The following is a 19,790-nucleotide window of genomic DNA, read 5'->3' on the forward strand; positions in this document are numbered from 1 at the left end:
ATCAAGATTTTTGATGTTGAAGATGAAGAAGATGTTTTAGAAATATTATCTTAATTGATATTTGAAAAGAAACCTATATATTGGGTTTCTTTTTTAATTTTATTTATTCAATTAAATAACAAATTTCAGTTACCAATTCATCAGTGTTTTGAGTTATCCTATTAACAATATAATAAGATATATCTGTAATATACTTATACCCACCTCTGGTTAATTAACAAAGCTGTAATTATAAGAATTGAGAAATTTCTTCGTTATTTTGATAAACAGAACGAATCTGTATTATTTGTTTTGTTTCAAAATCAAGATATCATAAATATTTAATATGTAAAACAAAATATAATTGTTGAGGTTCATAAAAACGATAACTTTTTTGATAATAGGTGATTTTAAAATATCCAGCTCATCATAAAAATGAAGCATATAATTATCTGTGATAACTTTGAAAAACCATAAACTTTTAACATTTGGAAGTCCTCTTTTGAGCTCAATCATAGTATAAAGCATACCATGATGTGAGAGGCAAGTCGATATTTTAAAGCTTATTAATAAAGTTTGGATCTTTCATAAGAGGTCTTGCAAAACCAAAAAATTGAACTTTTGTATTGTTATAGATTGGTAAAATATCATCTAATGATTTAAGTCCACCAGTTAAGATAATAGGAATATTCACAAGTTCTGATAATTCAATAGCTGCATCTTTATAATAAGCACTTTCTTCAGGTTTATGATTTTTCCAAGCATTTCCACTCACTTCAATCACATCAATTCCATCCTTTACAAGAATTTGTGCCATCTTTAAGAAGTCTTGAACTGTTAAACCATGTGGAACTTCATCTGAACAATTAATTTTAATCCAGATAGGATAATCTTTTCCAACTTCTTTTCTAATAGCATGATAAACTTCTTGAACAATACGAACACGATTTTCTACACATCCTCCATATTCATCACTACGATGATTATAGAGAGGTGAAATGAATTGTGATAAAAGATAACCATGGGCACAATGAATTTGAACGCCATCAAAACCAGCTTCTTGAACACGTTTTGCCGCTTTGGCAAATAAATCAACAACAGATAAAATATCTTCTTTACTCATTTCTTTAGGGATAATTCCCGTTGTTTCATGAGTAATTGCTGAAGGTCCAAGAATCTTTGCTTGATCAGGAAAAGCTTGTCTTGAAGAACTGCCATGAACAATTTGCATGACAATTTTTGATCCACAATCATGAACTCTATCTACAAGTTTTCGATAATCTTCAATAAGATCATCACAGTAAATACCAAGTTGATTTTTAGCTGGTTGTTCATATTCGGTAATATAAGAATAACTTGTAATAATTGTGCCAATATTTCCTTTTGCTAGTTTTTCATATAATTCTATAATGGCTTCAGTAGGTCGACCATCTATAGTCGCCTTACCTTCATATGTTGCAGAACGAATAAAGTGATTTTTAACTTCTAATTGACCAATATGTGTTTTTTCAAATAATGACATTATTTTTCTCCTTCAAATTTTATTGTACTTTTATTATATTCTTTATATACTATTTTGTATAGAAAGGATGATTATAATGAATAATGTTGATGAATATATTGAATCATTTTCTGATAAAAGAAAAGATTTACTAAAGCAATTAAGACAAATCATTAAAGAAACAATACCAGAAGTAGAGGAAAAGATATCTTGGGGAGTTCCAACTTATTATTATCATGGATATCTTCTTCAAATTGCTGGAAATAAAAACCATGTAGGATTTTATACAACCCCAACAACACTTGCATATTTCAAAGAAGAACTTAAAGACTATAAGACTAATGGTAAAAATACCATGCAAATATCTTTACATCAAGAAATTCCTACACAATTAATAAAAAAGATGATTCTTTTTCGCGTCAAAGAAAATACTCAGTAACTTATAATATGGATTGGTTAAATATAATATAAATCCTGACCAAGTTTTGATAAAGCGTCATAATGAATAATCAAAAACTGACTTCTTTTTGTCTTTTGAATATATTTCTTTTCACAAAAATCATTAAGAACTCTTTGAAGTTGTCGATAACTACAACCAATCATTTCCGCGACTTGAACAAAATTTTCTTGAATAATTTTATTTTCAGCACAAGCAATCAAATAAGATGCAAGTCGATTTTCCACAGGATAATTCTTTGAAATTGATGAGTTTTGATTGGCATTATAGAGTTTTTGAGAAGTTGTTGTTGCAAGATAGCGCATGAAAGAAAGATCATTGAGTAATAAATGTTCATAGTTTTTTATTGAAATTCCTAAGCAAAGACATTCATCAATTGCATAGATATCATTAATAACATCTTGATGATTTAAAAACTCAATTTCTCCTATCACGCTCATTGATTGACAAATAGCAAGTAAACTAATAATACCATTAGAAGTCGTATGACAAGTTTTTATTTTACCATCAATTAAAATATAAAGAATTTCTAATTGTTGCCCTTGATGTAAAATAAAATCACCTTTATGAAATTGATAAAATTGAAAACAAGGCAAAAGTTCTTCACTTATCATATGTTCTTGTTTAAGTTTTTCTAAATATAACTGTAAATTTTCCATATTCTCACCATCTTTAATATGACATATGTCCTATTGAAAATCAATGGATATCTTTATAATGTCTTGAGGAGGTATCAATATGGAATTTATTCTTGCAATATTGGCAGGTACGATTGTAACAATTATGAATGTCTTTAATGGTCAATTATCAAATCAGGTGGGTGTTTATTTATCAACTGTGATTATCCATCTTGTTGGTCTTTTCACATTGATTATCATTATGATCATCAAAAAACAAAAAATATCATTTCAAAATCATATTCCTTTGATTCTATATACTGGAGGTATGATAGGAGTATTTACTGTGTTTTGTAATGTTATGTCTATTTCTACAATTGGAGCTGCGCTTGTCACTGCACTGGGATTACTTGGTCAAATGTTAACATCATTAGTCTTAGAGTATAAAGGCTGGTTAGGAGCTAAGAAAAGAACTTTGACATTTCAAAAAGTCATAAGTTTAGTGCTTGTTATGATTGGAATTGGGGTGATGATATTATGATAGCTATTCTATGTGCAACTTGTGCTGGAGTCACGATTGTTTTAAGTCGCTCTGTTAATGGATATTTATCACAAAAGATTGGGGCTTATCAAAGTACGTTCTTTAATTATTTCACAGGTTTTTTAATGAGTAGTATATTTTTGATTTTGTTTGGTTTTGTTAATCTTAAAGGTTTTCAATTTGATATTCTTATGCGCCAACCAACTTTGTTAATAGGTGGAATGATTGGTGTTTTTAATATTTTAATCCTCAATATAACAGTTCCTAAAATTTCACCTGTTCAATTAACTTTAATAACATTTGTTGCGCAACTATTAAGTGGTGTTGTTATTGATTATTGTATTTATGATATCTTTTCCATTCAAAAACTTATAGGATGTTTGATTGTTATTGTGGGACTTATTGCTTATCAATTATCTGATGAATAAATATTATATAAAAGACAAAACTCTATAAAATAAGAGAATTGTCTTTTTCTATTGACATAATCACTACTATGTAATATTATATACCAGTATTAAGTATGACTTAATAGTGGGAGGAATGAAAATGAATAACTTGACAGAAATGTTAAAAGGGGTACTTGAAGGATGTGTCCTTGAAATTATTAGTCGTCAAGAAACTTATGGATATGAAATTACTCGTCAACTCAATGATTTAGGATTTAGTGATGTCGTTGAAGGAACTGTCTATACAATTTTATTACGTCTGGAAAAAAATAAACTTGTGAATATTGAAAAGAAACCTTCAAAGTTAGGACCACCTCGTAAATTTTATTCATTGAATGAAGCGGGATATAAGGAATTAGAATTATTCTGGGAAAAATGGAAGTTTGTAACTACAAAAATAAATGAACTTAAGGAGATGAAATAAATGAAGGAATTTTTTAATACGTATTTTAATATTAAAAATATGATGGATGAAAAAAGAAAATATAGACAACAGATGGCAAGAGTCAAAGCTTTACCAAATGATTATCAATATGTCTTTAAAAAAATTCAAGAACATATGTGGTCAAATGTTACAGGGAGTGGATATGATATGATGGAATTACAATATGACTTGTTAGATCTTTTTGAAGAAAGTGTCGCCAATGGGAAACCAGTCTTAGAAGTTACGGGTGAAGATGTTGCTGGATTTGTTGATGAATTATTAAAGAATACAAAGACTTATGAGAATAAATGGAAAGACAAGATGAATAAAGATATTCATAGAAAGATAGGAAGATAAACATCATAAATTAAATTTTGTTTGAAAAATATTGAGATATTTTTGTGAATCGAGTTACTGTTGAGAATATAGTCCTCACTTTCTTTCAAAGGAGGGACTGATAACAGTTTTATTATATTGGTTCATGGTATGCGTTTTAATTTTGTATCAGCTTTGTTCCATTAAAAGATGTAGATTAGAATCAGATGAAGATGAATTAATTATCTATAGAGATGTTTTTATAAAAGAAAAAAGTTAAGAATTTTGACTCTTAACTTTTTTAATCCTTCCATATTCGCATTTGAGGAGAACACCATCCCACAATGTTATCCATAAGATCAGCAATAAAATCAGATATAAGTTCATCATCTAAATTTTGATAATATTGATGCAGTATATGATAAACATCATCTTTTTTATAACCAAGATCATACCATTCTTTTAAAAGATTATATCCTTTTTGAATGTGCTCAGCATAGTTTTTCTTAGATAAAGACGTACATAGTATTTCTATTTGATTCATCATTTCTTCAGTATTCATAATCATCACCTAGAAGTATTATAACATTATTAATAAAATTATGATTAAATAATGAATTTATATAAAAAATATATAAATAAACTAGAAAAAATATAAAAATAGAACATTGTATAAATTATAATAAACGTGTCGATAAAAAAGAAATACGTATTTCAAGGAAACATTATGAGGAGGATCTATGAAAAAGTTAGAAGAATTTTTACAAAGATTTATTGGACCAATCGCTGAAAAAATGAGTAACAATGATGTGATTCAATCAGTAGCTGAAGGGTTCATGAGAACAGGACCAGTTACATTTGGTGTCTGTATATTTGTTATTTTAGGGAATTTACCAATTGATGGATATTCTGATTGGTTAATAAGTGTTGGCTTGAAAGCTCATTTTGATGCCATTTCCAATGCCAGTTTAAATGTTTTGGCATTATATATTTCTTTTACAGTTGCGTATGCTTTTGCAAAAAGAAAAGGGGATAATCCTTTATCTTGTGGGGTTTTATCATTATTAAGTTTCTTATTAATTATTCCTCAAACAGTTGAAGGAAAAGATGGTGTTATTAATGCTTTTAATGTGACTTATTTAAGTGGAACTGGTATTTTAGTTGCGTTGATTTTTGCGATTATTACTGGTTATATGTTCCATTTCTTATCTTCAAAAGGTTTGAAGTTTAAAATGCCTGAAGGTGTTCCACCGATGGTAAGTGAATCATTTGAACCAATCTTTGTTTCTATGATTATTGTCGCTTTTGCTTTCTTAGTAAGAGTTGGATTTGGTTATACACCTTATGGAAGTTTCGTTAATTTCTTTGATCAAACAATTGGAGCATTTATTATTAAAATTGGTTTATCATTACCAACAATCTTCTTATTATATTTTGCCGCAAACTTATTATGGTTCTTTGGTATTCATCCAAATACTGTTTATAGTGCCTTTGTACCTTTACAAATGACATTAGTTTTAACAAATATTGCTGATGCACAAGCAGGAAGACCATTAACATATTTAACATTGACACTAGTTTCATTATTTGCTTCATTTGGTGGTAATGGAAATACAATTGGACTTTGTTTATCAATGTTTACAGCTAAGAGTGAAAGATATAAAAAGATGTTAAAATTAGCATTTATTCCTAACTTATTTAATATTAATGAACCATTAATCTTTGGTATGCCAGTCATGTTAAATCCTATCTTCTTTATTCCAATGGTTTTCTGTAATGTTGTGATGGGATTGATTGGTTTAGCAGCAACACATATCTTTACCTTTACTTATAATCCAGCAATGTCATTATTGCCTTGGACAACACCATTCTTTGTGAAAGCATTTATGGCAGGAGGTATTTCATTATTAATCATGGTATTGATTTTACTTGCTGTAAATACATTAATGTATTATCCATTCTTTAAGATTGCTGATAAGAAAGCTTATGAAGAAGAACAATTAGCAAAGGCTGGTGGCAACATTGAGTCAATTGAGTAAAGATTTTTTATGGGGTGGTGCCATTGCGGCAAATCAAGCAGAGGGTGCCTATAATGTAGGTGGTAAAGGATTATCATTAATGGATATTGCAACAGCTGGAAAAAAAGGTGTTTCACGCCATTTTACTGATGGTATCCAAGATCATGTTTACTATCCTAATCATGATGGTGTTGATTTCTATCATCACTATCAAGAAGATTTAGCAATGTGTCAAGAAATGGGCTTTAGATGTTTTCGAACATCTATTGCCTGGAGCCGTATTTTTCCTCATGGAGATGAAGAACAACCTAATGAGGAAGGTTTAAAATTTTATGATGATTTATTTGATGAAATGCTAAAAAAAGGAATGCAACCAGTTGTTACAATTTCTCATTATGAAATGCCATTATATTTAGTCAAACACTATGGTGGTTGGGCAAATCGAAAACTTATTGATTTTTATCTTCATTATTGTGAAGTGATTTTTGATCGATATAAAGGCAAAGTGAAATATTGGATGACTTTTAATGAAATCAATTCAGTCATCTTAATGCCTGAAATTGCAGGTGTATTAGATAGAAGTCGTGATGATTTTATTGAACGTAGTTATCAAGCAGCACATCATCAATTTGTCGCTAGTAGTCAAGCTGTTCAATTAGGACATAAGATTGATCCCAATAACAAGATTGGATGCATGGTTTTAACACTCGTCCAATATCCATTAACTGCGAAACCAGAAGATGTAGAATTAGCTGAAAAAGCAATGCGTATGAAAACATTCTCATTTTCAGATATTCAAGTACGTGGACATTATCCTCACTATGTTAAAAAACATGTTGAGCGTTTAGGAATTCATGTTCATATGGAACCAAATGATTTAGAAGATTTGAAAAAAGGTTGTGTTGATTTTGTTGGTTTCTCTTACTATTCTTCTTCAGCTGCAAGTAGTGATCCAAATGTTGAAAAAACAGGTGGAAATTTATCGAGTGGTGTAAAGAACCCATATCTTGAGACAAGTGAATGGGGATGGCAAATTGATGCCAAAGGTTTACGATATATTTTAAATCGTTTCTATGAACGTTATGAAATTCCTTTGTTTATTGTTGAAAATGGACTAGGTTATAATGATCAAATTAATGAACATGGATATATTGAAGATGATTATCGTATTGCTTATTTAAAAGCACATATTGAAGAAATGAAAAAAGCTATCTTAGACGATGGTGTTGATATTATAGGTTATACACCTTGGGGATGTATTGACTTAGTGAGTGCTGGAACTGGACAAATGAGTAAACGTTATGGTTTTATCTATGTGGATAGAGATGATCAAGGCAATGGAACAATGAAACGTTCTAAGAAAAAGTCATTTGATTGGTATAAACAAGTCATAGCAAGTGATGGTGAAAAACTATGAGAATTGCTGTTTTTGATGTCGGTGGAACATTTATCAAATATTCATTGATGATTGATGATGTCATGACTTTACAAGATAAGGTTAAAACTCCTTATGAGGATCAAGAAACTTTCTTAAAAACTATTGAAACTGTACTGGAAACGTTAAAACCTGTAGAAGGTATAGCCTTTTCTTTACCAGGGGTTATTGATGTTGATAGGAAGTATATCTTTGCGGGAGGAAGTCTGGCTTACAATAATCAAACTGATGTTAAGGCTTGGGAAGAAAGATTTCACTTACCAATTGAAATTGAAAATGATGCCAGATGTGCCGCTATTGCTGAACTAGAAGCTGGAAATATGCAAGGAATTAAACAAGGTCTTGTTTTAACTTTTGGAACTGGTGTCGGTGGTGGAATTATCATTGATGGTGATATTTATAAAGGTAGCCATTTAATTGCTGGAGAAGTCAGTGTAATTTTCTCTAAGAGTCCTAAGGTTTATCATTCTAAAGGTTTATTTGGCGCAATTGGGAGTGTCTATAACTTAGTTGAAAAGATTGCAAAAGCAAAAAATAGTGAAACAAGAGATGGGAAAGAAGTCTTTGAATGGATTCATCAAGGTGATGAAGTCAGTCAAAAGATTTTTGCTGAATATTGTTATGAAGTGATTTGTGAATTACATAATATCCAATGTTTATTAGATCCACAAAGAATTTGCATTGGTGGTGGAGCAAGTGAAAATCCATTATTTATTGAAGGCTTACAAAAAGCATCAGATGCATTTTATAACGATTTTCCTATCAAATTCCCACATGCCCAAATTGTGAAATGTCAATATTGTAATGATGCCAACATGCTAGGGGCTTATTATCATTATAAAAAATATAACGATGAAAGATAATTCTTTCATCGTTAATGTTTATTCTTATATTCACTTGGAGAAAGTCCAGTAACAGCTTTAAAGACTTTATGAAAATGACTTTGGCTAGAAAATTGTAAAATATCTGAGATTTCAGCTAAAGAATAATGAGAAGTTTGAATCAGAAACTGAGCTTCTTGAACTTTCTTTTCATTAATATATTGTTTGATAGATTGATGTGTTACTTTTTTAAATTGGGTTGATAAATAACTTGGATTCATGTCTACCAAATCAGCCAAATCATTTAAAGAAATACTTTGATGAAGATGATGAGAAATATAGTTCTTACATTCCTTAACCCAATGAGGATTTTGAATATTCTTATAACGCTTGACTAACTTTGTAAAGTCGATAATAGCATCAGAAACACTCTTATGTAATTGGTCAATACTTTGGGCTTGATCAACTTTCATAATATAAACATCACTTAGAGTGTAGGCTTTTGCGATAGGAACACCAACATCAATCACTGCTCTTGTAAATAAAGTAATAACCGCTACAAGTTTGTATTTAATTGATTGAATTTGACTTTGCGATAATTGACGTTCATCCTTAATTTGCATTAATTCACTCATTAAAATACGAGCAGCTGTACTATTTTCTGATTGAATATAATTAATGATTTTCTTTTCATAAGAATAACTAAAATCATGTAATGGATTTTCTCTGATTTTAAAGATTTCCTGTTCCAAACTATTTTCTTGTTTTAAAGGTTGAACAGAGGCTTCACGATAATTCAGTTTTAATTCTTCAGCTTTTAAAATTTGACCAGTAATGACTTGATAAATAAAAATGAGTTGTGAAGTGATTTCATGATGAGCGTAAGGAAGATTGATAAAATCATTGATTTTATAAGGTGATATAACATGCTTTAAAAAAGGAAAATCTGAGGGATGATCTTGAGATGTGATTTTACGTGGAAAATAAGGTCCAATGCAAATAAATTGAACATCATCAAGAATATATGCAAAACAAAAATAAATTTCATTTTCATGGAAACAAGTATAAATCTTATATTTTATGATATCTTGTTTATTGATAAAATGAGTGAAATAATCTTCTTCTAATTCAAAGAATTGTTGAGGATATCCAATGATTTTCATGTCTTTTGACAACAAGAATAGAGGCATATGAAAGTTTTGATAAATAAGAGGGATTAGATTTTTTAGTTCTTGACTTGTTTGTATCATAGAATCATCCTTTCTTATTTATTGTAACAAAAATATAAAGAAAAGAGGGAAAAAGATGTTAAAAAAAGATTTTTTATGGGGTGGCGCAACGGCTGCTAACCAATTTGAAGGTGGGTATAATGAAGGTGGTAGAGGTTTAGCAACTTCTGATACTAAAACCAATGGATCGTTAACTCGAAAAAGAAAACATAGTTTCTTAGATGAAAACAATCAAATTGTTTATTTACATGGAAGTGATTATATTCCACAAAATTATAAAAGTATAATTGATGAAAATATGTATTATCCAAGTCATAAAGCTGTTGATTTTTATCATCATTATCAAGAAGATATTGCTTTGATGGCTGAAATGGGATTTCAATGTTTTCGTATGTCTATTTCATGGACAAGAATCTTTCCTAGAGGTGATGAAGAAACACCAAATGAAGAAGGACTAAAGTTTTATGATAAGGTTTTTGATGAATGTTTAAAATATGGCATCCAACCAGTCGTGACATTAAATCATTTTGATATGCCACTTTATTTAGCTGATGAAAAAAATGGTTGGTTATCAAGAGAAACAGTGACTTATTTTTTAAGATATTGTGAAACGGTCTTTAAAAGATATAAAGGAAAAGTCAAATATTGGATGACGTTTAATGAAATTAATCTTTTAAGAGGTTATGATACATTAGGGGTTCATGAAATGAATCAACAACGTTATTATCAAGCTATGCATCATATCTTTATTGCGAGTGCATTAGCTGTGAAAAAAGGTCATGAAATTGATTCAGAAAATCAAATTGGTATGATGTTAGCAAATATCTTAACTTATCCAGAAACATGCAATCCAAAAGATGTTGAATTGGAATTAAACGTTTCACGTCGTTTAAAATATTTCTTTAGTGATGTACAATGTCGAGGTTATTACCCTTCATATATCTTAAAACTTTTAGAAAGGGAAAAAATTGTTATTAAAAAAGAAGCACATGATGATGAAATTTTAAAAGAGGGTTGTGTAGATTATATTGGTTTTAGTTATTATAATTCAGGAGTTGTTACAACGAGAGAAGATGCCAAATCAACATTAGGAAACGGAGTGAAAATGGCAGAAAATCCATATTTACAAGAAAGTGAATGGAAATGGCCAATTGATCCTATTGGACTTCGTATTTCATTAAATATTTTATGGGATAGATATCAAAAACCATTATTTATTGTTGAAAATGGATTAGGTGCCAAAGATCAAGAAGAAGCTGATGGAAGTATTCATGATGATTATCGTGTTGCTTATATGCGTGATCATATTATTGAAATGAAAAAAGCTGTCGAAGAAGATGGTGTTGATTTAATGGGGTATACACCTTGGGGATGTATTGATTTAGTCAGTGCCGGAACGGGTGAAATGAAGAAACGTTATGGAATGGTTTATGTTGATATGGATGATGAAGGAAATGGAAGTTTAAAACGATTGAAGAAAGATTCTTTCTATTGGTATCAAAAAGTCATTTCTAGTCAAGGTGAAGATTTATAGGGAATGTAAGTTCCCTTTTTCTATACATAAATATAACTACTCAATATACTTTTATGATCATATATATAATGAAATTGTCAAAAAAGAGATTACAATTATAAATTGAATCAAACTTTAACTTATCGTTTATTAGAATCTCAAATTGTTTATATATCTTATCTGATTTAAAAAGTACTGTGACTAATCCAATTTTAGAATAATTTATTTTATGTGCGCAAAAAATCATTCATCAGCCTGATAGGTATGATATAGTAAGATAAAGAGGTGATGATATGCGTAATCCAGAAGAAACAATTGGCAAATTGATTGATAAAGCAACTGTGACTATAATCTCATATTGTGATGATGAAGGTTATCCGATTAGTAAGGCTATGTTAAATCCTAGAGAAAGAATTGGGATTAAGGAATTTTATTTAACAACTAATACTTCATCAGATAAAGTAAAATATTTTAAAAAGAATCCTAAAGCCACATTATATTTTGTGGATAAAAGATTTTTTAGAGGAGCTAGTTTAATTGGTGAAGTTGAAGTTTTAGAAGATGCAAAAAGTAAAGAAAGAATCTGGCAGGAGGGGGATACGATGTATTATCCTGAAGGTGTTACTGATCCGGATTATTGTGTTCTTCATTTCATTGCCAAAAGAGGAAGATATTATAGTAACTTTAAAAATGTCAATTTTGAAATTGAATAATTTTCTTATTGCAAATAAAAGCGTATAGTGATAAAATAAACACGAAGATAACTTTGAGCATAAGTAAGTGTTACAAGATGAAAGACTTGGCGGTGGCTGGAATAGACCAGAGCTTATGAAGTGTTAATGAGGTAAGTATCAATTTTGGTACTTACTTTTTTTATTGAAAGGAGAAGAAAAAATATGTTATTTGGTGTTGGTCTTGGAATAGTGAATCAGTTATGTTTTGATAAAAAAAGTTATAATCGGCAGGAGGATATTCAAAGGATAAGTGAATTTTTTGATATGTCATTGTATGACCGATTTGAAGATGAAAAGCATCTTAGTTTTTGTTTGAAAGGAAATATTCTTGAAAAATATCTTTATGATTTTTTGTTTGAACAAGCTGATTTGATGTTATATGGTGAAAAAATAAAGAAGGATATTGAGAAGTTAAAGAATAAAGATAGTGAGGAACTGCTTTATATGATTCGAAATGAGTATTGTGATTTTATTCATTGTAAACAGCATTATAATGAATTTCTAGAGCATGAAAGTATTTTTTATTTTTATGATGATTGTATTTTATCAGGAAATGAGGAACGTTATTTTTATATTTACAACTTGCTTAAAAAGTCAACTGATAATCCTTTGAAAGGTGCTATTTGTTTTGATAATGCTTAACTCAAAATATAAAAAAAGACATAAATAAAATAAATATGACAATATAAAACAAAAGCTGGGGAAGATAAATCCTAGAATGGAAAAGATTTGACAAATAAAGGTAATCACAACATTGTTAGATGATTTTTCACTAAAAAGTATGTTATAATATAATAAATATTTTTTAGCAAAGGAGGATTTAAATGAAAAATCATGAACATTTGTTGTTTGCAGGAAAAGATTTAAAACTCTTAAAGTGGATTGGAATGGAGTTAGAATCAGAATTTGTTGTTCACTATACACAAGAAGTAGAAGAAGTGAAAATGATACTTGCAAATGAACTCTTGTTGTCATTGATTGTTGTGGATACAGATGACTTCGATGCTGATTTTGAGATTGCAGAATTTGTTAAAAAATACCCTAGACTTGCTTCTTTACCAGTTGTGGCTTTAGGAAGGGATAATCAGGATATTGAATTAAAATATCTACAATTAGGGGCAACTGATTTTATTAAAAAACCATTAAAAAAAGAAATAGTTGTCAATCGTATAAGAAGTATCTATCGTATCTATAAGTGTCATGCCCATAATGAATTATTTGAAAAAGATATGTTAACAGGAGTTTATAATAAAGAATTTTTCTTAAATGAAGCAAAATATATTTTAGATAAAAATACTGATATTGATTATGATTTGGTATGTTTTGATATTGATAGATTTAAAATTATTAATGATTTATATGGAACTGCTGGTGGAGATAAGTTATTGCAATATATTGCAAAGATTTATTTAGATGCTGCTTTACTTCATCATTGGATTATTGGAAGATTGCATAATGATGTGTTTGTTATTTTGATGGAACGAGGAAGTATGGATTATGATGAACTTACGCATCTTTTTGCTCATCATGTAGAATCATTTAATATTAAACTTGTATTAAGTTTTGGAATTTATCCTATTACAGATCGAAGTTTACCAGTAAGTGTTATGTGCGATCGGGCTTTAATGACTTCTAAAAGCATGAAAGGTAATTATCAAACCAGTTATACGATTTATCAAGAGTCTTTAAGACAGAATATTATTGAACAGCAATCTATGATTAATGAAATGGAAAATTCTTTATTAAAAGGAGAATTTGTACCATTTTATCAACCAAAGTATCATATTGAAACAGGTCATATTATTGGGTTTGAAGCATTAGTAAGATGGGTTCATCCTACGAAAGGTATTATTCCTCCTAGTGAATTTATTCCTTTATTTGAAGCAAATGGTTTTATTTCTAAAGTGGATTTCTATATTTGGGAAGAAGTATGTAAAGATCTTCAAAAACTTATGAAAAAGGGTTATCAAGTTGTACCTGTTTCTGTGAACGTTTCACGGATAGAACTTTATTTAAATATTGAAGAACATTTACTATCTTTATTAGAGCGTTATGAAGTTCCAGTTTCTTTATTAAGACTAGAGATTACTGAAACAGCGTATACACAAGATCCTAAACAATTGATTGATGTTGTGGAAAGACTGAGAAGTCATGGATTTAGAATTTTGATGGATGATTTTGGAAGTGGTTATTCATCATTAAATATGTTAAAAGAAGTGCCTGTCGATGTTTTAAAGGTTGATTTGAAATTCTTACAGGATTTACAGACTTCTGGAAAAAGTGAAAAAATTTTAGAGTCAGTTGTTATTATGGCGAGAAAATTGAACTTATCTGTGATTGCTGAAGGAGTTGAAACGAATAAGCAAGTTCATTTCTTGAAATCTATTGGTTGCTTACGTGCACAAGGTTATTATTATAGTCGGCCCGTTAATCAGGAGACAATGTTTCAACTCTATGAAAATCCACATATTTTAATGGGAGATATTAAAGATCGTATTGAATCAATTATTAATGTTGAAGATTTATTAACACAGATTTATCAAGTTAATGATGTTGAGTGGTATCGTAGTGCGTTTTTAAAACTAGATGCTCAAATATTTGAATATGACTTTAAAACAGATAGTATGAGATATTATGATTCACGTATTTCGCCAACTAATGGAAAACTAAGTAAGATAGAAGTTCCTAATTATATTCAGCGTATTCAAGAGGGGTATCATATTCATCCTCATGATATTCATATTGCCTTAGATTTGTTATCAGGAAGAAAAGAAGTGAAATGTCGTTTAAGGGCACATCCTTATTTTTCAAATGAAGGATATCAGTGGTATGAAGCTGTTGCTAGAACGATATATGATGAGAATTTACCAAAAGTTGCAGTTGGAGTGATTCGTAATATTACCAATGAAAAACTTAATGAAATGGTATTAAAAGCTTTGCTTATGATTGATGCACAAAAAGGTATTCATTTATCAGTTCGTGAAATTTGGAAAGATATTGCTCAAGGACTATGCTTTGATATGGCTTATAGCGTTATAAGAACAAACAATCAGCCTTGTGTAGATATCTATTATCAAGATAACAAAAATCTCATATTACCAAAACACTTAACGCCTTTTTCATCTGAGCAGATGAATGCTATGAAAAAAGAATATGAAGTACACCAAGGTATATTATGCTTGAATAATGAAGATATCCATCATCCTTTGGTTCAAGATTATATTTATCCCGGAATCAAGAGTATTTGTTGTATACCAAGATTAATTAATCATGAATATATTGGAGATATTGTTTTTGTAAGTAGTCAAAAACGTAAATTAACAGAAAATGAAAAAGCTGTATTTATTGAAGTTAATAAATATATTGAAGCATTTATGAATATTCAATATTATGCTAAAGAATTACAGGATAAAAATGAGTTATATGATTTAATTATGAATAATAGCTTTGGAGGTGTTTTATTACTCACCATAACAAATCATCGAATGATAGGTAAGATAGCAAATATTAGCTTTTATCAATTATTTGAGTTAGATAGAAATATACCTATTGAGGAAATTGTTATTGAGGATTTATTCCAACATCTTGAACAAGAAAAATTAATGCGAGCAATTGAACTATCTATTGTCAAGAATCAACCCATTATAGAAACATTGCATGGTAAAAAACAAGATGGAACATATCTCACTTTAGAAATCAAAATTCAAGCATTAACTCAAGATCGCTCACAAATCGTTTTAACAATCAATGATATCTCAGAACGTATTCAACATATTCAAGAATTAAAAGTTTCAGAATTACGATATCGTTTAGCATTTGAACAAACAAGTTTACGTCTTTGGGACTATAACATCAAGACAAAACAATTATATCGTTCTCAAATGGTTCAAGATGAAGATGGACTTGCTCAGATTGTTGATAATGTTCCTGAGATATTTATTGAAAAAAATATTATTCATCCTGATTATCAAAAGGGGTATTTAGATTTTTACAAAAAAATATCTGATGGAATAGATTGTGATTATCTCTTTAAGAGTCTACGTAAAAATGGAGTTTATAAGTGGATGCATATTTCTTATCAAGTTCTTTTTGATGAATTTGGTCACCCCGATCATGCGATAGGAGTCGGTGAAGATGTGAATGAAGTTTATGAAAATAAACTTAAGATTCAACGTGAAAAATATTATGAATCGTTATTCCATAATTCACGTATTTATTATGATATCAATTTAACGCATAACAGTATTATTTTTAACAAACAAGATATATTTGATAATATTCATGATTATTCATATAGTGCATTTTTACAATATGTCACGATAGAAGTTGTTGATGAACAAGACCAAGAAAGATTTGAAAAGGAATTTAGTATTGAGAATCTTAAAGAGTATTATAGAAATGGACATACATTTCTATCCTATGAATTTGAATTAGGAACTCAAAATAAACGTTGGTATGAAATAGATGTTAATCTCTATTCACCAAATGATAGTGAAGATATTTGTGCTTTTGCAACACTTAGAGATATTGATGAACGTAAACGTTATGAATTATCTTTAGAGTTTAAAGTGAGACATGATGAATTAACTGGGGTATATACAAGAGAAGTTATTCGTAATTATGTGGAAAATATAGTGAATCATCAAAAGATTGCTATTATGATGATTGATGTAGATGATTTTAAATTAATTAATGATACTTTTGGTCATGCTTATGGTGATGAGACGTTGAGAAATATTGCGGATGTATTGATTCAAGTTGCTGGTGATAATGGGATTGTTGGTCGTATGGGTGGTGATGAATTTATCATTATTGTTGATCGTTTTAATGATAGTCAGGATATTGTTAAGATGGCACAGAGAATCAATGATAATATTCATTTGAGTTATTTTGTAAATAATCAAAAATATGACCTTTCTTGTTCTATAGGAATTACTTATTCCCAGGGTGAACATGATTTTGATATGCTATATACAAAGGCAGATGAAAATCAATATCAAATGAAAAAATATAAAAAACAAAAATAAGCCGTCATGGCTTATTTTTGCTTGGTAAATAATTTTGTTAGTAATTCAACTGCAAGCGGAATGTCTTGTTTAGATAATCCTGAATAATTAATCACTAGAGTATGTGAATCATAAGGTTCACTATAAAACTGTGAAAGCGTAGCAATATGTAAACCAATATGATTAGCTTTTTCAATAACATCTTGATCACTAAAATAGGGTGGAAAATGTAACAAGAAATGGAGACCGGCATTTTCTTCAGTTATTTTAATAATCGAAGCAATCTCACTTTGAGATAAAGAAGCAAGAAATTCGTCACGAATAGATTTATATAAATTACGCATACGATTGATATGTTTTTCAAAGTAACCTTGATTCATGTAATAAGCTAAAATAATTTGTTCAAAACTTGAAACACTACAAGCATAAAAGCCAAGTTTTTGTTGATATAACTGAACTAAATGAGAAGGTAAAATCATATAGCTAATACGAAAAGAAGGGGAAAGTGTTTTAGAAAATGTATTCATATAAATAACACGTTCATTTTGATCAGTTTGAAAAAGTGTAGAAATGGGTTTTCCTCTTAATCGAAATTCACTATCATAATCATCTTCAATAATATAACCCTGGTGATTATTTGCCCAATTTAATAATTCCATACGTCTTTGAATAGGCATTGTAATACCTGTAGGATAATGATGAGCAGGAGAAATATGCACAATATGAGCATGACTTTTGAGTAATTCATCAACACATAAACCATATTGATCAAGAGAGATATATTGATATTGAATTTGATTTAATTGATAGACTTTTGAAATACTATGATGACCAGGATTTTCGAGAGCATAAATTTGATCACGTCCAAGTAATTGAATAACAAGATTGTATAAATATTCTGTTCCCGCTCCAATAACAATTTGTGATGGAGAGACATTCATACCAGAAAATGCATATAAATGTTTCGCAATTGCTTCTCTTAAAATATCACAACCTTGTTGTGGAGAACGTTTTAATAACGCTTCATCTTGTGAAGATAGGACTTGACGAGTTAATTTTGACCAAGTTGAAAAAGGAAAATGTATAGGTGAAACAGAATTGTTTTTTAAGTCAATGAGATATTCTTTCTTTTCAACTTGTTGAATAATTATTGGCGTTGTGTTGGGTGGAGTTGGATAATCAACAACACTTACAAAATATCCCTTTTTTTCAATAGAATAGATATATCCTTCAATTAATAATTGATTATAAGCATTTTCAATAGTAATGAGACTCATGTTTTGATTCTTTGCAAAAGCACGTTTGGAAGGTAATTTTTCATGAGGTTTTAATTTTTGATGAATAATATCATTTTTTATGCATTGATATAAGTATTCATACATAGGGATATCTAGTGTATTTTCTAAAGCATAAGTTAACATATAAATCACCTCTTTTCTCATTATAACAAATCTGGTCATATAAAAAAATACAAAACTGGATATTTCTATATGACCACATTAGTTATATACTAATTTCAAGATTAAAAGAGGGGGATAAAACAATGAACAATAAAACATTAAAAATAACAATGATAGGTTTAATGGCAGCACTTTGTTATGTGGCATTTACTTTTATGCAAATTAAAATACCAACACCTGGAGGAGCAACATCTTTCCATTTAGGAAATACTTTCTGTGTTTTGGCAGCATTATTATTAGGGGGAGTTCCTGGAGGAGTTGCTGGAGCAATTGGTATGGGAATTGGTGATTTATTAGATCCAACATATGTTATTGTGGCACCAAAAACAATTATCTTAAAATTAGGAATTGGGATTGTTACTGGATTAGTGGCGCATAAAGTTTTCCATATTCAACGTTTAGAAGGGAAAAAATTATACCAAGCTGTTATTCTTTCAACAATCGCAGGGATGTTATTTAATGTGGTAGGAGAACCAATTTTCTCTTATTTCTATACAACATTTATTTTAGGAGCACCAGAAAAAGCAGCTAAAGCTTTAGCTTCATGGAATGCTATTACAACAAGTATCAATGCAATTTTAGCTGTGATTATATCTTCAAGTATTTATATTGCAATCGCACCACGTTTACAAAAAAATGGTATCTTAAAACAATTAGCACCAAAGGATTAACTCCTTTGGTATTTTTTTATAAAATATAGAAATTGACATAGTTTTGCGTTATAATAGAAATACACAAATGCCGACATAGCTCCAACTGGTAGAGCAGGCCACTCGTAATGGTCAGGTTGCAGGTTCGATTCCCGTTGTCGGCACCATATGAAAGAAAGCCTTGGATTTTAGCAAGGTTTTTTTATTTTTTCATAGTTAAACATAAAATGAATTTTTACAATAAGGCTTAAAACTTCACATATCGTCTTAAAGCCTTATTTTATGAGGGTTTCTCATTTTTTCATTCGGTAAATTGCTTTATATTTTGGCTTAAACTATCACTTTTTAACGTTCTAAAAAGTAGTAAATTTAGTAGTAGATTATGCAGTCAATCGTTTCATTTCGGCTTGTGCTGATTGATAGCTTCCATGTGCATAATATCCTAGTGTCATAGTAATATTCTTATGCCCCATAACATACTGTAGATTATTTGGCGTCATTCCTTTGTTTGCCATGTTCGTACAAAAAGTATGTCTTAAAATATGCGGTGTGATATTAGGAAGTTCTTTTCCTGTATATTTACGATACTTTTTTGAAAGTGCTGAAAATCTACATGAATAGTATGCGTTATACATAGGTAA

Annotated in this window: 19 protein-coding genes and 1 tRNA gene; 14 read left to right on the top strand and 6 right to left on the bottom strand. The window is 29.5% G+C overall.

Going from position 1 to position 19,790, the window contains the following annotated elements; translation table 11 throughout:
• Positions 1 to 535 precede the first annotated feature (535 nt).
• The gene (locus EDD60_RS15485; protein ID WP_066444218.1) at positions 536 to 1,501 is read right to left on the bottom strand and encodes an NADH:flavin oxidoreductase; all 966 of its coding nucleotides are present in this window, start codon (positions 1,499 to 1,501) and stop codon (positions 536 to 538) included.
• A 76-nt stretch (positions 1,502 to 1,577) separates the two neighbouring features.
• On the opposite strand from EDD60_RS15485, the gene EDD60_RS15490 reads away from it, so the two are divergent.
• A complete protein-coding gene (locus EDD60_RS15490; RefSeq protein WP_066444220.1) occupies positions 1,578 to 1,919 on the top strand; it encodes an iron chaperone in 342 nt (113 codons plus the stop codon).
• 17 nt (positions 1,920 to 1,936) lie between these two features.
• Here the strand turns inward: EDD60_RS15490 and EDD60_RS15495 are convergent, their stop codons facing one another.
• Complete coding sequence (locus tag EDD60_RS15495; RefSeq protein WP_082787327.1) at positions 1,937 to 2,596, bottom strand: cyclic nucleotide-binding domain-containing protein; 660 nt, start codon at positions 2,594 to 2,596, stop codon at positions 1,937 to 1,939.
• Positions 2,597 to 2,675: 79 nt separating this feature from the next.
• Between EDD60_RS15495 and EDD60_RS15500 the strand changes: the two genes are divergently transcribed.
• From EDD60_RS15500 to EDD60_RS15515, 4 genes are all read left to right on the top strand, one after another.
• On the top strand, positions 2,676 to 3,095 hold the full coding sequence (locus EDD60_RS15500; protein WP_066444222.1) for a DMT family transporter: 420 nt from the start codon (positions 2,676 to 2,678) through the stop codon (positions 3,093 to 3,095).
• A complete protein-coding gene (locus EDD60_RS15505; protein WP_066444225.1) occupies positions 3,092 to 3,523 on the top strand; it encodes a DMT family transporter in 432 nt (143 codons plus the stop codon). The genes EDD60_RS15500 and EDD60_RS15505 overlap by 4 nt, the downstream gene beginning before the upstream one ends.
• Positions 3,524 to 3,644: 121 nt before the next feature.
• On the top strand, positions 3,645 to 3,968 hold the full coding sequence (locus EDD60_RS15510) for a PadR family transcriptional regulator (RefSeq protein ID WP_066444227.1): 324 nt from the start codon (positions 3,645 to 3,647) through the stop codon (positions 3,966 to 3,968).
• A complete protein-coding gene (locus EDD60_RS15515; protein ID WP_066444229.1) occupies positions 3,969 to 4,325 on the top strand; it encodes a DUF1048 domain-containing protein in 357 nt (118 codons plus the stop codon).
• Between the two features lie 259 nt (positions 4,326 to 4,584).
• Here the strand turns inward: EDD60_RS15515 and EDD60_RS15520 are convergent, their stop codons facing one another.
• Positions 4,585 to 4,845 (bottom strand): hypothetical protein, encoded by a 261-nt coding sequence (locus EDD60_RS15520; protein WP_066444232.1) that lies wholly within the window; start codon positions 4,843 to 4,845, stop codon positions 4,585 to 4,587.
• Positions 4,846 to 5,023: 178 nt separating this feature from the next.
• Between EDD60_RS15520 and EDD60_RS15525 the strand changes: the two genes are divergently transcribed.
• Genes EDD60_RS15525 through EDD60_RS15535 form a run of 3 tightly spaced genes read left to right on the top strand, consistent with a single transcriptional unit; the run spans position 5,024 to position 8,599 of the window.
• Positions 5,024 to 6,322, top strand: a complete 1,299-nt coding sequence (locus EDD60_RS15525) for a PTS sugar transporter subunit IIC (protein ID WP_066444242.1) — start codon at positions 5,024 to 5,026, stop codon at positions 6,320 to 6,322.
• The gene (locus EDD60_RS15530) at positions 6,306 to 7,718 is read left to right on the top strand and encodes a 6-phospho-beta-glucosidase (RefSeq protein ID WP_066444244.1); all 1,413 of its coding nucleotides are present in this window, start codon (positions 6,306 to 6,308) and stop codon (positions 7,716 to 7,718) included. The genes EDD60_RS15525 and EDD60_RS15530 overlap by 17 nt, the downstream gene beginning before the upstream one ends.
• On the top strand, positions 7,715 to 8,599 hold the full coding sequence (locus EDD60_RS15535; protein WP_066444247.1) for an ROK family protein: 885 nt from the start codon (positions 7,715 to 7,717) through the stop codon (positions 8,597 to 8,599). Before EDD60_RS15530 ends, EDD60_RS15535 begins: the two co-directional genes overlap by 4 nt.
• Before the next feature lie 11 nt (positions 8,600 to 8,610).
• On the opposite strand, the gene EDD60_RS15540 is transcribed toward EDD60_RS15535, so the two are convergent.
• Complete coding sequence (locus EDD60_RS15540) at positions 8,611 to 9,807, bottom strand: AraC family transcriptional regulator (protein ID WP_066444249.1); 1,197 nt, start codon at positions 9,805 to 9,807, stop codon at positions 8,611 to 8,613.
• 55 nt (positions 9,808 to 9,862) lie between these two features.
• Here EDD60_RS15540 and EDD60_RS15545 point away from each other — a divergent pair, with 55 nt between their 5' ends.
• From EDD60_RS15545 to EDD60_RS15560, 4 genes are all read left to right on the top strand, one after another.
• Positions 9,863 to 11,320 carry a glycoside hydrolase family 1 protein gene (locus tag EDD60_RS15545; RefSeq protein WP_066444251.1) on the top strand — a complete coding sequence of 486 codons (1,458 nt, stop codon included), beginning with the start codon at positions 9,863 to 9,865 and terminating at the stop codon, positions 11,318 to 11,320.
• Positions 11,321 to 11,592: 272 nt separating this feature from the next.
• A complete protein-coding gene (locus tag EDD60_RS15550; RefSeq protein WP_066444253.1) occupies positions 11,593 to 12,012 on the top strand; it encodes a pyridoxamine 5'-phosphate oxidase family protein in 420 nt (139 codons plus the stop codon).
• A gap of 183 nt (positions 12,013 to 12,195) precedes the next feature.
• Positions 12,196 to 12,675, top strand: coding sequence for a hypothetical protein (locus tag EDD60_RS15555; RefSeq protein WP_066444255.1), 480 nt, complete (start codon positions 12,196 to 12,198; stop codon positions 12,673 to 12,675).
• Between the two features lie 182 nt (positions 12,676 to 12,857).
• The gene (locus tag EDD60_RS15560; protein WP_066444259.1) at positions 12,858 to 17,060 is read left to right on the top strand and encodes an EAL domain-containing protein; all 4,203 of its coding nucleotides are present in this window, start codon (positions 12,858 to 12,860) and stop codon (positions 17,058 to 17,060) included.
• An 11-nt stretch (positions 17,061 to 17,071) separates the two neighbouring features.
• On the opposite strand, the gene pdxR is transcribed toward EDD60_RS15560, so the two are convergent.
• The gene (gene pdxR, locus EDD60_RS15565) at positions 17,072 to 18,460 is read right to left on the bottom strand and encodes a MocR-like pyridoxine biosynthesis transcription factor PdxR (protein WP_066444263.1); all 1,389 of its coding nucleotides are present in this window, start codon (positions 18,458 to 18,460) and stop codon (positions 17,072 to 17,074) included.
• A gap of 122 nt (positions 18,461 to 18,582) precedes the next feature.
• Between pdxR and EDD60_RS15570 the strand changes: the two genes are divergently transcribed.
• Complete coding sequence (locus EDD60_RS15570; protein WP_066444265.1) at positions 18,583 to 19,170, top strand: ECF transporter S component; 588 nt, start codon at positions 18,583 to 18,585, stop codon at positions 19,168 to 19,170.
• Between the two features lie 69 nt (positions 19,171 to 19,239).
• Positions 19,240 to 19,316, top strand: a tRNA-Thr gene (locus EDD60_RS15575).
• A gap of 213 nt (positions 19,317 to 19,529) precedes the next feature.
• Here the strand turns inward: EDD60_RS15575 and EDD60_RS15580 are convergent.
• Positions 19,530 to 19,790 (bottom strand): tyrosine-type recombinase/integrase (locus tag EDD60_RS15580; protein WP_165973162.1); only part of this gene is annotated, 261 nt, incomplete at its 5' end.

It is taken from the genome of Longibaculum muris (assembly GCF_004343035.1).
Lineage (GTDB): Bacteria > Bacillota_I > Bacilli_A > Erysipelotrichales > Coprobacillaceae > Longibaculum > Longibaculum muris.